This is a genomic window from Sphingomonas melonis (assembly GCF_013409985.1).
Taxonomy (GTDB): Bacteria; Pseudomonadota; Alphaproteobacteria; order Sphingomonadales; family Sphingomonadaceae; genus Sphingomonas; species Sphingomonas melonis_A.
Genome location: NZ_JACCBY010000005.1, coordinates 24386 through 36974, shown reverse-complemented (window position 1 = coordinate 36974; position 12589 = coordinate 24386). Strand labels below are relative to the sequence as shown.

General features: G+C 70.5%; 8 protein-coding genes. 1 reads left to right on the top strand and 7 read right to left on the bottom strand.

Annotation, left to right across the window (positions count from 1 at the left end; all coding sequences use genetic code 11):
• Positions 1-15: 15 nt before the first annotated feature.
• The 3 genes from HD841_RS15385 to map all read right to left on the bottom strand — a co-directional run bounded on the left by HD841_RS15385 (position 16) and on the right by map (position 2651).
• Positions 16-1080, bottom strand: a complete 1065-nt coding sequence (locus tag HD841_RS15385; RefSeq protein WP_179509782.1) for an SDR family oxidoreductase — start codon at positions 1078-1080, stop codon at positions 16-18.
• Positions 1081-1146: 66 nt separating this feature from the next.
• Positions 1147-1827 carry a GNAT family N-acetyltransferase gene (locus tag HD841_RS15380; protein ID WP_179509781.1) on the bottom strand — a complete coding sequence of 227 codons (681 nt, stop codon included), beginning with the start codon at positions 1825-1827 and terminating at the stop codon, positions 1147-1149.
• Positions 1824-2651, bottom strand: coding sequence for a type I methionyl aminopeptidase (gene map, locus HD841_RS15375; protein WP_179509780.1), 828 nt, complete (start codon positions 2649-2651; stop codon positions 1824-1826). Before map ends, HD841_RS15380 begins: the two co-directional genes overlap by 4 nt.
• A gap of 50 nt (positions 2652-2701) precedes the next feature.
• Between map and HD841_RS15370 the strand changes: the two genes are divergently transcribed.
• Positions 2702-3460, top strand: a complete 759-nt coding sequence (locus tag HD841_RS15370) for a competence/damage-inducible protein A (protein WP_179509779.1) — start codon at positions 2702-2704, stop codon at positions 3458-3460.
• A 250-nt stretch (positions 3461-3710) separates the two neighbouring features.
• On the opposite strand, the gene HD841_RS15365 is transcribed toward HD841_RS15370, so the two are convergent.
• From HD841_RS15365 to HD841_RS15350, 4 genes are all read right to left on the bottom strand, one after another.
• Positions 3711-5630, bottom strand: coding sequence for an alpha-L-fucosidase (locus HD841_RS15365; RefSeq protein WP_179509778.1), 1920 nt, complete (start codon positions 5628-5630; stop codon positions 3711-3713).
• A gap of 175 nt (positions 5631-5805) precedes the next feature.
• Positions 5806-8115 carry a GH92 family glycosyl hydrolase gene (locus HD841_RS15360; RefSeq protein WP_179509777.1) on the bottom strand — a complete coding sequence of 770 codons (2310 nt, stop codon included), beginning with the start codon at positions 8113-8115 and terminating at the stop codon, positions 5806-5808.
• Positions 8112-9545: a glycoside hydrolase family 125 protein gene (locus HD841_RS15355; RefSeq protein WP_179509776.1), complete on the bottom strand. Its 1434-nt coding sequence runs from the start codon at positions 9543-9545 to the stop codon at positions 8112-8114. Before HD841_RS15355 ends, HD841_RS15360 begins: the two co-directional genes overlap by 4 nt.
• Positions 9546-9685: 140 nt before the next feature.
• Positions 9686-12232: a glycoside hydrolase family 3 C-terminal domain-containing protein gene (locus HD841_RS15350; RefSeq protein ID WP_179509775.1), complete on the bottom strand. Its 2547-nt coding sequence runs from the start codon at positions 12230-12232 to the stop codon at positions 9686-9688.
• Between the last annotated feature and the right edge of the window lie 357 nt (positions 12233-12589).

Genomic DNA, 12589 nt, shown 5'->3' with positions numbered 1-12589 from the left:
AGAAGGTCCCGACGGTCAGGGGATCAGCCGATCGGCGCGCAGCCGCTCGAACAACGCGAAGAAGGCGTCGTCGGTCGGCTGATAGGCGGTGAAGCCGAGGCGGCGGCTCTTCGACATGTCGGTGACGACCTCGATCGGCCGGCCGAGATCGGCGTCGGTATGCCAGGGCGAGGCGAGGCGGGCGAGATCCGGCTCGGCGAGCCCCTCACGCTCGGCGATGCGGCGCCAGACGTCGGCATCGTCCGCCATCTGCGTTTCGAGCGGCTGCACGCTGCCGTCGAACGGCGCGGCCTCAAGCCCGAACCAGTCGGCGATGCGGCTCCACATCCAGCTCCAGCGGAAGACGTCGCCGTTGACGACGTTGAATGCCTCGTTCGCCGCCGCGGGGGTGGTCGCCGCCCAGAGCAGATGCTTCGCGAGCTGGCCCGCGTCGGTCATGTCGGTGAGCCCGTCCCATTGCGCGGCCGAGCCGGGGAAGCGGAACGGCCGCCCCGTCTCGCGGCACAGCGTGGCATAGACGGCAAGCGTGGTGCCCATGTTCATCGCATTGCCGACCGCCTTGCCGATGACGGTGTGCGGGCGGTGGACGCTCCAGCTGAAGCCGTCGCGCTCCGCCGCGGCGAACACCTCGTCCTCCTGCGCATAATAGAAATTCTCGACGTCGAGCCGCCCCTGTTCCTCGCGGAACGGCGTCTGCGGCAGCGCGCCTTTGCCATAGGCCTCGAACGGCCCGAGATAATGCTTCAGGCCGGTGACGAGCGCGACGTGACCTACGGCGGCATTGTTGGCGCGCAGCCCGTCAAGCAAATTGCGAACCATCGCCGAATTGACGCGGATATTCTCCGCCTCGCTGTCCTGACGCAGCCAGGTGGTCACGAACACCGCGTCGGGGCGGATGCCGGTAAGCGCGGCGGCGGTGCCGGCAGCGTCAAGCAGGTCGGCGGCGACCGGCTGTACGCCGGGCTGGTCGCCGGGCCGGCGGGCGAGGCCGTGGACGGTCCAGCCCTGTTCGACGAGCAGCGCGGCGGTCGCGCTGCCGACGATGCCGCTCGCGCCGACGATCAATGCCTGTTTGGTCATGTCTATGCCTTTTCCGGTAAGCCGCTGCCAACGCAGGCCTTGCCGCAAGGGTCCGAACGGAATGAATTAGTGTCGTTCGAACAGGCTGAGGACGATCTCCTCGCGTGGCACGAAGCCGAGCCGGCGGTAGAGCGCGATCGCGCCGGCATTGTTGGCATAGCTGGTGAGGAAGGGCGTATCGCCGGCGGCATGGATGGCGCCGGCGACTGCGGCGATCAGGCCGGCGGCAAGGCCCCGACCGCGGTAATCGGGATGCGTACAGACGCCGCTGACCTCGCGATAGCCGGGCAGCGCCAGCCGCGTGCCGGCCATCGCCGCGAGCCGGCCGTCGATACGGATACCGAGGAAGCCGCCGAAGCAATGCGTGCGGCGGAAAAAGGGGCCGGGCCGGGTCAGTTCGGCAAGCGCGATCATCTCCGCGGCATGGGCATCGCCGAGTGGTAGCGCGTCGGTCGCGGAGGGCGGGGGATCGGCGGCGACCATCTGCACACAGCACGCCGTCAGCGTGCGGCGGAAACCGGGCAGGGCGGCGGGGGGCGCCAGCTCGAACAGCCCGATCGTCTCACCCGGTGCGACGAGACCGGCAAGCGCGGCATGGCTGTCGGGATCATGCGTGGCGACCGCGGCGAACAGGCCGTAATCGGGGTCGATCCGCCGCGCGCTACGGTCACCCCGCGCCAGCGCCGCCTGCCGTGTGGTGAGCGCCTGCCAGACCGGCGCGTCGAGCGGGTGAGTGGCCTCGCTCACTGATAGGGCGGCTGGTGGTATCCGGCGGGGGAGGTGGTGAAGATCTCGCAGCCGTCTTCGGTGATGCCGATCGAATGTTCGAACTGCGCCGACAGCGAGCGGTCGCGCGTCACCGCCGTCCAGCCGTCGTCGAGCAGCTTCACGTCGGGGCGGCCGATGTTGATCATCGGCTCGATCGTGAAGATCATGCCGGGCTTGAGTTCCGGGCCGGTGCCGGGCTTGCCGACATGGACGACTTCGGGCGCGTCGTGGAACAGGCGGCCGAGGCCGTGGCCGCAGAAGTCGCGGACGACGCCGTAGCGATGCTTTTCTGCATGGCGCTGGATGGCGTTGGCCACGTCGCCCATGTGGTTGCCGGGTCGCGCCTGTTCGATGCCGAGCATCAGGCATTCATAGGTCACCTCGACCAGCCGGCGCGCCTTCAGCGGCACGTCGCCGATCAGGTACATGCGGCTCGAATCGCCATGCCAGCCGTCGACGATCGGGGTGACGTCGACATTGACGATATCGCCCGACTTCAGCGTCTTCTCGGACGGGATGCCGTGGCAGACGACATGGTTGATCGAGATGCAGGTGGAATGAGTATAGCCGCGATAGCCGAGCGTCGCCGGCACGCCGTCGCGCGCGACGATGAAATCGTAGATCAGCTTGTCGAGCTCGGCGGTCGATACGCCCGGCACCATATGCGGCGTCAGCATGTCGAGCGTCTCGGCGGCGAGGCGGCCGGCCTTGTGCATGCCGGCGAAGGCGGCGGGGCCGTGGAGCTTGATGGCGCCGGTGCGCCCTTCCGGCGCGTCGGAGGTGACGGTCACATATTCAGTCATCGCCGCGATATAGCGTGGTCGGCGCGGTTTTGCGAGGCTATGACCGGGCCATGGAGCAGGAACGTATCTGGACCGCCGCGCTGGTCGTGATCGGGGATGAGATCCTCTCCGGCCGGACGCAGGACAAGAATATCGCGCAGCTGGCGAGCTGGCTCAACGTGCAGGGTATCCGCCTCGCCGAGGTGCGCGTGGTGCCCGACCGGACCGGCGCGATCGTCGAGGCGGTCAACACCTTGCGCGCGCGCAACGACTATCTGTTCACCACCGGTGGCATCGGGCCGACGCACGACGACATCACTGTCGATGCGATCGCCGAGGCGCTGGGCGTCGGCGTGGTGCATCATCCCGAGGCGATGGCGGTGCTCGAACGCTATTACGCGACGCGCGGCGGACTGACCGAGACGCGGGCGCGGATGGCGCGGGTGCCGGAGGGCGCGGGGCTGATCCCCAATCGCGTCTCGGGCGCGCCGGGCATCCATATCGGCAACATCTACATCATGGCCGGGGTGCCGCATATCACCGCGGGGATGCTCGATGCGCTGACCGGGACGCTCGAGGGCGGGCGGCCGGTGGTGTCGGGCACGATCGGCTGCTGGGTCGCCGAGAGCGAGGTCGCCGACCTGCTGCGCGACGCCGAGAAGACGCATGAGGGCGTGTCGATCGGCTCCTATCCGTTCTTCCGCGACGGGCGGACGGGGGCGAATTTCGTCGTGCGCAGCGCCGACGAGGCGCTGGTGGCGCAGTGTCTCGCCGATCTGACGCAGGCGCTGGAGGCCGGCGGGCGCGAGGTCTTCGCGGGCGGGATCTGAGCGGGTTGCGGCGACCGCGCATGGCGAACGGCCGGCGCCGCCGGCGGCTGGTGTCGATCGGTCGCATCTCACCCACCCGTCACCCCGGACTTGTTCCGGGATCCACTCTGCGGCGAGGCGCGCGGCCGGGGCCTCCTGCCGTGCCCTTGCGGGTCGGTGGACCCCGGAACGAGTCCGGGGTGACGGGTGGGTGAGGCGCGGGTGGCGCGCCCCACGCGCTCGCAGCGCGAGCCACGCACCCGCAGCGCGATCAGCGCGTGAAGGCGCCGATGTCCGCGATCGCCAGTTTCGCCGCTGGCACTGCGGTCGCGGCGAAGCTCAGCCGGAGGTAACGGACGGTGCGCGGCGCGGCGAAGGGGATGCGCTGCGTCGCCAGCGCATAGGCGATGTTCTGGAACTCGCCGTCCGCCGCCCGGGTCCAGCTCTTGCCGTCGACGCTGGTCTCGGCACGATAGCTGCGCGGCGGCGCGCTCGCCGTGTCGGGGTGGCGCCACGGCGTGAGGCTGAACCCCGCGACCATCTGCGCGGTGCCGAGGTCCAGCGTAACGCTCGCCGGCGTCGTCGTCGGCGCGGGCTGCGACCAGACCGTCGCGCCGTCGCCGTCGAGTAGCGCTTCGGCGCCGGGAGCGGTCGCCGCGACGACCGTCCAGCCGCGCGGCGAGAGCAGCGTCGCGTCGCTGCTGCGCGGCGCGGCGACGGGGACGGGCGCGACGCTGCGGAACAGCGCGAATTCGCCGATCGCCGGGCAGGCGGGCGCGTCGAGGATCACCAGCCGGATGCGGCGTGCGGTGATCGGCGCGTCGAGGCGGATGATGCGCTGTGCGCCGATCGCCGTCTTTTCGGCGAGCCGTTGCCAGCGGCCGGCGGCCTCCGCCTCGATCGCGAAGCGGGTGACGCGGACGCCGAGCGGCAGATGCTCGCGGAGGCGGATCAGGTCGAAGCTGCGGTTCGGCGGCAGGTCGAGCGTCAGCGTCGGCGTGGTGACGCGGTCCGGCGTCGACCAATAGGTGTCGCGATCGCCATCGAGCACCTTGGCCGGCGCGAACGCCGCGCCGCGGGTGTCGCTTGCCGAGGCGACCGCACCCTGTGCGAGATCGGTGGCGAAGCTCGCCTCGAGCGCGGCGCCGAAGCTCTTGAGGACGGCGACGTCGTGGTCGGGGATGCGGCCGCGGCGGTCGGGCGGCAGGTTGAGGTTGAGGTTGGTGCCGCGCGCGATCGATTCGTCGTGCAGGCGGATCAGCCGCTGCGGATTCTTGACCTTGCCATCCTCGTCGGGGTGGTAGAACCAGCCGGGGCGGATCGACACGTCGGTTTCCGCCGGCCACCACAAGGCGCCGCCGCGTACGCCGCTATTGCCTTCCGACTGGACATAGGGGTGGTTGGGCATCGTCGGCCAGCAGGGATCGCCGGCGACGCCATCCTCGTTGCCGACCCAGCGGATATCGGCGCCGAGCGGATCGAAGGTGCAGGCCATCGGCTGATGCTGGTGGACGAGCGCGATGATCGACGGCCAGTCATAGTATCGCGGCGCGTCGATCTTGCGGGTTTCGCGGGCGCCGCCGTAATAGCCGTCGCCGCCATTGGCGCCGTCGAACCAGAATTCGAACAACTCGCCATAGCGCGTGCACAGCTCGACCACCTGCTTGCGATAGTAATCGATGTACGCCGGGCGGCCGTATTCGGGGTGGTTACGATCCCAGGGCGACAGATAGAGGCCGAAGGCGAGGCCGGCGCGGCGCGTCGCCTGCTCCATCTCACGGACGATATCGCCCTTGCCGCCCTTGTACGGGCTGTTGCGGATGCAATGGTCGGTGAGCATCGTCGGCCAGAGGCAGAAGCCGTCGTGATGCTTGGCGGTGAGGATGATGCCGCGCATGCCGCCCGCCTTGGCCGCCGCGACGATCTGGTCGGGCGAGAAGTCGGTCGGGTTGAACAGCGCCGGGCTTTCGTCGCCATAGCCCCATTCGCGGTTGGTGAAGGTGTTGATCGAGAAATGCACGAAGGCGTAGCGCTCGCGCCGATGCCAGGCGAGCTGGCGCGGCGACGGGGTGGCGCCATAGGGGGCGGGGGCGCCGGCCGGCGCGGCGGCGCCGAAGGCGGGCACCGCGGTCGCGGTCGCCGTGGCGGCGAGGCCGGAGGCGATGAGGGTGCGGCGGCTGAGGTCGGTCACGGGCGGACTCCAGTATAGATGGCGTTGAAATCATGGGCGCCTGCGCAGGCAGGAGCCCAGGGTCAGGCGCGCAACCCCCGTTGCTCTGCCTGGCCCGGGGTTACCGCGTTCGCGGGAACACCGGAGAGGGCGTCACCTGCGCAGAGGTTTCGCCCTGGCAGCCACACCGGGATCGTCACGATGCACCGTGGCCGTTGGACGGCGGGCGATCCCCCTTGGCCTGGGCGAAGCTCTTCACCGGCGTGGCGCTCATCGTGAAGGTGAGGCGACCGCCCTGCATCAGCTCGGCATGGCTGATCCAGTTCTTCGTCCACGGCTTGCCGTTGCGGCGGATTGCGCGAACATAGGGCGTGTCGGCGCGGTTGCCGGGCGCCTCGATCGTCAGGCGCTTGCCGCCGGGCAGGCGGATCTCGGCGCGCTCGAACAGCGGCGAGCCGAAGACGTACGCCGCCTCGACCGGATCGACGGGATAGAAGCCGAGCGCCGACAGCACGAACCATGCGCTCATCTGGCCGCAATCGTCGTTGCCGATGATGCCGTCGGGGTCGTTCTTGTACATCTCGGTGCACAGGCGGCGGACCATCGCCTGCGTCTTCCACGCCGCGCCGGTGTAGGCGTAGAGGTAGGCGACGTGGTGATTGGGCTCGTTGCCGTGCGCATATTGGCCGACGAGGCCGCTGATGTCGGGCGGGGCGTTGGCGGGCAGCGTCGAGGGCGCGGTGAACAGCGCGTCGAGCCGCGCCTCGAACGCCGCGTCGCCGCCCATATGGGCGATCAGGCCATAGACGTCGTGCTGGTTGAGGAAGGTCGCCTGCCAGCCGTTCGCCTCGGTATAGTCGCGCCACCACGGCTTGGGCATATGGCCGAGCTGGACGGGGTCGTAGGGGCTCCACCAGCGGCCGTCGGCGAAGCGCGGCTTGGCGAAGCCGGCCTTGCCGTCGATCACGTTGCGCCAGTTGCCCGAGCGCTTCAGCAGCCGGTCGGCGGCCGCGGTCTGCCCGGCGGCGCGGGCGAGATGCGCCGACGCCCAGTCGTCATAGGCATATTCCTGCGTCCGGCTGACGCTTTCGAACCAGACGTCGGCGGGGACATAGCCCTTGGCGTCATAGACGTCCCGCCCCTTGCTGTTGTCGCGGTCGGGGGCGGTGAAGTCGAAGCTGCGCTTGGCGATCGCGGGCCAGGCGGCGGCGTAATCGGCCTCGATGCCCTTCGCCTGCGCCTCGGCGAGGACGGAGACCGCATGCCAGCCGATCATCGTCCCGGTCTCGACCCCCTGCAACGGCCAGACCGGCGGGCCATAGGGGCTCTGCTGCGTCTGGCGGATGAGGTCGGCGACGAGGCTCTGCGCCTTGTCGGGGGCGACGATGGTGAGCAACGGGTGGAGCGCACGATACGTGTCCCACAGCGAATAGCTGCTGTACGCCGCCTCTCCCCGCGGCAGCATGTGCGGCTTGCGGTCGAGGCCGATGTACCGCCCGTCGACGTCGGAGAAGAGCGTCGGCGCGATCAGCGCATGGTAGAGCGCGGAGGCGAAGATGGTGCGCTGGTCGGCGGTGCCGCCCTCGACGCGCATCGCGTCGAACTCGCGCGCCCAGGCGCTTTGCGCGGTGCGGCGGACGGCGTCGAAATCCCAGCTCCTGCCCTCGGCGGCGAGGTTGGCGCGGGCACCGGCGACGTCGACGCCGGAAATGCCGCAGCGGATCAGGATCGGCGCGGCACCGGCGTCGTCATAGTGGAGCACGGCCTTCAGGCGCATGCCCCTGACCGCGCGGGCACCGGCGGGCTGTTCGCTGTCGCCGTCGCCGTAGAGGGTGATCCGGCTCGGCGCGCGCGAGGTCTGGAGCGCGAAGTGGATGTGGCGGCCCTTGGCCCAGCGGTGGACGGTGCGGCTGCCGGTCAGCGTGCCGTCGGGATCGAGCGACAGGCTGGCGTCGGTGACGAGCGGCGGCTGGTCGCTCTTGTCGAGCACGAGGTGCGACAGGTCGATCAGGATGTGCGCCGCGCCGGCGGGGAAGGTGTAGCGGTGATAGCCGGTCCGTTCGGTCACGGTCAGCTCGGCGCGGACGCCGCTTTCCAGCGCGACGCGGTAATAGCCGGGCTCGGCATGTTCGGCGGTGAAGCGCTGGCGATAGCCCGCGTCGGGGTTGTCGAGCGGACCGGGCAGGAGCTGGACCGGGCCGCGCGTCGGCACGACGAGCACGTCGAGCATGTCGCCGATGCCGGTGCCCGACAGATGCGTATGGCTGAAGCCCATGATCGACGTGTCGGTGCGGTGATAGCCCGAGCAGGCGTCCCAGCGCTCGACATCGGTGTCGGGGCTGAGCTGGACCATGCCGAAGGGCAGCGTTGCGCCGGGATAGGTATGGCCGTGGCCGCCGGTGCCGATGAACAGATTGGCGGCGGCGGGCGCCGGGGCGGCGGCGAGCGCGGGCAGCGGCAGGCCGGCGGCGGCGGTGCCGGCGAGGAGGGTGCGGCGGGAGATCATAGGGGCGCCTTCAGCAATGCGGGTCGGGTGGCGGCGAGATGGAGGATGAGCTCGCCGAACAGGCCGTTCGCCCAGGCGAACCAGCTGCGGGTGAACTTGGCGGGATCGTCCTGGTCGAAGCTTTCGTGGATGAAGCCGGTGCCACCGTCGGTGTCGCGCAGCACACGGAGGCAGGCGCGGATGGTGGCGTCGTCGGTCGCCGACAGCGCGCGGATGGTGAGCGACATCGGCCAGATCTGGCCGGCGCCGACATGCGGGCCGCCGATGCCTTCGCCGGCCTTGCCGCGGAAGAACCACGGGTTCGCCTCGCTCCAGCACGCTGCCTGGGTGCGCTGCCACAGCGGATCGGCGGGGTCGACGCAGCCGAGATAGGCGAGGCCGGAGAGGCTGGGGACGTTGGCGTCGTCCATGAAGACGGCGTTGCCGTAGCCGTCGACCTCATAGGCCCAAACTTCACGATCGTCACGCAGACGCATCGTGCCATGGGACTTCAGCGCCGCCGCGACCTCTGCCGCCAGGGCGGTCGCGGACTGCGCCAAGTCATTGTCAGTACGTGCTTCTTTGGCGACGCTGGCGAGTTCGCGCAGGGCCGTCACGGCGAACAGGTTGCTCGGGATGAGGAAGGGGTAGAGGCAGGCGTCGTCGGAGGGGCGGAAGCCCGAATGGATCAGGCCGACCGGCCGCGTCGGGTTGCCATGGCCCCACAACAGGGTTTCGGTCGGCTGCGGCGCCGAACGGCGGAAACTATAGGGGCCGGGGCCGTCCTTGCGCTGCTGTTCGCGGAAGGTGCGGATGCTCGCGCGGGCCGCTTCCGCCCAAGTCGCGTCGAACGGCGTGGCGTCGCCGGTGGCGCGCCAATAGCCGTGCGCGAGGCGCATGGGATAGCAGAGCGAATCGATCTCCCACTTCCGCTCGGCGACGCCGGGCTTCATCTCGGTCTCGTCCTTCTGCGACCATTCGAGGTTCGACCTGGCGGTCGGGTCCTCCATGAAGGCGTTGGCATAGGGATCGAGCAGGATGCAGCGCGACTGGCGCGCGATGAGGCCACGGACCAGCCGGCGCAGCTCGGGCGCCTGCGGGGCGAGGTGGAGGTAGGGTTTCACCTGCGCCGAGGAATCGCGCAGCCACAGGCAGGGGATGTCGCCGGTGAGGACGAAGGCGTCGGGCGCGGCGGCGGTGCCGCCCATGCGCACCGTGGTGTCGAGTGTGTTCGGATAGCAATTGCCGAACATCCAGCGCAGCTTGGCGTCGCCGATCTTCGCCGAGACGCGGGCGAGTTCGCGCTCGACCGCGGGGCTGGTGAAGCGGCGGTCGGCGAGCGCCGGGCGCTTCGACGGGAGTTGCGGCGCGGCGAAGGCGGGGGTGGCGAGCGTCGCCGCCGACGCGGCGGTCGCGGCGAGGAAGTGGCGGCGGTTGAGGCCTTGCGACACGTCCGCGGCGTCACCGCGGACTTTGCCCGGGGTCCATTCTGCGGCGGGGAGCGCGACATGAGGGTCAGGCCATATGCCTGCCGACGGGTGGACCCCGGACCGAGTCCGGGGTGACGGGGTGGGCTTGGAGGGGGTGCGCGTCACTTGGGCAGCTCCGTGTCGGTGCCGGTGACGGTGAAGTCGAACCATTGGCCGGCGCCGTCGCCGGGCTGGCCACCGCCGACGTAGAGGCGGTAGGCACCGGGGACGACGTGGCGGCGACCGTCGCGGTCGACGATGCTCATCGCGCGCGGATCAAGCGTGAAGGCGACCTTCGCGCTCTTGCCGCGGGCGACGGCCACGCGCTGGAAGCCGACGAGCTGGCGCTGCAGGACGGGGGTGGTGGGACCCGTTCCGGCCACCGCGGGCGGCACGAGATAGGCCTGTACGACCTCCTCGCCGTCACGCTGGCCGGTGTTGGTCACGCTCGCCTCGACGCGCAGGTCGCCGCCCGCCGCCACCGAGGCGGGGCCGCGCGGCCGGGCGTAGCGGAAGCTGGTGTAGCTCATGCCATGGCCGAAGCCCCACAGCGGCGTGCCGGTGAAATAGCGGTAGGTGCGCTCCTTCATGCCGTAATCGGTGAAGGCGGGCAGATCGGCGGTGGTGCGGTAGAGCGTCACCGGCAGGCGCCCGGCCGGGTTGACGGCGCCGGACAGCACGTCGGCGAGCGCGGTGCCGCCCGCTTCGCCCGCATACCAATTGGCGAGGATCGCGTCGGCGGCGGCGGGATCGACCGACACGGCGCTGCCGCTGCTCAGGACGAGGACGATCGGCTTGCCGGTCGCCTTGAGCGCGGCGAGCAGGCGAAGCTGCGGCGCGGGCAGCGCGATGTCGGTGCGGTCGCCGCCGACGAAGCCGGGAACCGAGACGGACAGCGCCTCGCCCTCCAGATCGGGCGACAGGCCGGCGACGACGACGGCGACATCCGCCTGGTTCGCCGCGGCGACCGCCTCCGCCAGCAACGGCTCGGCGGGCGGCAGCCACATCAGGCGGAAGCTGTCGTCCTCCGACCGGTGATCGAGCAGGATGTCGATCGGCTGCGGCCTGCCGTCGCTGTCGATGACGACATCGACGCGGCCCTTGGGCAGGTCGCCGTCGTGCAGCGTCTTGCCGCCGAGCGTCAGCCGCGCGCGGTCGTGGACCTTGCAGTCCTTCCAGCATTGCGCCTGATCGAGCACGAGATGGTAGCGGCCGGGGCCGGGCGGCACGAACTCGCCGGTCCAGCGCGCGGTATAGCCGACCGCGGGCAGGCCGGGGGCGGGCGGCGCGCGGTTGACGTCGAGGTCGACACGGCGGTCCTGACGGACGGTCGGGGCGCCGGTGCCGCCGGTGTAGGTGGCGCGCAGGCCGGGCTTGCCGTCGGCACGCAAGGCGGTTTCGGGGATGACGACCGCCGCGGTCTCGGCGAGTATCGAGCCCTGCGCATAAGCGACGTTGGCGGCGCCGAAGCGGGTGCGCAGCCCTTGCAGCGGGGTGACCGGCGCAACCGCGGTGCCGTGGTAATTGCCCTGGAGCACGCCGAGGTCGTCGGCATTGGCACCGATCACCGCGAGCTTCGTACCGGCCTTGAGCGGCAGGCGGCCGGCCGTGTTCTGGAGCAGCACGATCGACTTGCGCGCGGCATCGAGCGCGGCGGCGTGGTGCGCGGGCGTGGCGACCTCGCTCGCCGGGATCGTGCTGTAAGGGCTGGTACCACCGAAGGCGATGCCGAGCGCGCGCCGGGCGCGCAGCGCGCGGGTGAGCGCGGTGTCGACCTCGGCCTGGGTGACGAGACCCTTGGCGAGCGCCTGCGGCAGCGCGGCATAGGCATTGCCGCAATTGACGTCGGTGCCGCCGCGGACCGCCGCCGCCGCAGACGCCGCCGCGTCGAGGCGGTAATGGTGATAGACGCTGATGTTGCCGACCGCGTCGCAATCCGAGACGGTGAAGCCGGTGAACCCCCAATCGTGACGCAGGCGATCGTTCATCAGCCACGAGGCGGCGCAGGCCGGCACGCCGTGGATGCTGTTATAGGCGCACATCAGCGATGTCGCCTTGCCCTCGGTGATCGCGCGGCGGAAGGCGGGAAGATAGGTCGCCTCGAGATCCTGCGGGCTGGGATCGACGTCGAAACTGTCGCGGCCCGCCTCGGGACCGCTGTGGACGGCGAAATGCTTGGGCGTGGCGACGACGCGCGGCTGCAACGGATTGGGACCTTGCAGCCCGCGGATGAAGGCGACGCCAAGCGAGCCGGTGAGATACGGGTCCTCGCCATAGGTCTCCTGCCCGCGGCCCCAGCGCGGATCGCGGAAGATGTTGATGTTGGGCGACCAGATCGTCAGCCCTTCGTAGATGCGGCGGTCCGCCGCGACGGGGCGGGCGTTGAACTTGGCGCGCGCCTCGGTGCTGACGATCGTGCCGACGCGATCCATGACCGCGACATCCCACGTCGCGGCGAGGCCGATCGCCTGCGGGAAGACAGTCGCATAGCCATCACGGGCGAGGCCGTGCAGCCCCTCGCTCCACCAATCGTAGGCGGGCAGGCCGGCGGCGGGATCGGCGGGGGCGGTGCTTTGCAGCTGTGCCGCCTTGCGCTCGGGCGACATGGTCGCGATCGTCGCGGCGATGGGGTCGGCTGCCTGCGCGAGCAGGAGGAGGGCGGGGATCATACGGACGCTCCTGGGGAGGGGTTTGCGCGCGGAGGCGCGAAGGACGCAGACGGGTGGTGCGGCGTCGGCACGGGGCTGCCCGCGGCGGTGTCGGTGCGTAGGCTGAATATTGGCGCGCCCCAGCCAGTGCTGCTGCGGAAGCAGGAGCGAAGGGTGGCCGGGGGTGGTGGACTTTGCTCTGCTTGCCCCTGGATTCCCGCGTTCGCGGGACCAGGTGAGGGCGTTCGCGCGAAGGCGCGAAGGCGCGAAGAGAAGGGTAGCGAAAGGGGGTTCGGGGACCGCCGTGTCGCTGCGCGCGCATCTTCTCTTCGCGGCTTCGCGGCTTCGCGTGCCGGTCCGCCGGACGCGAGGAGACGG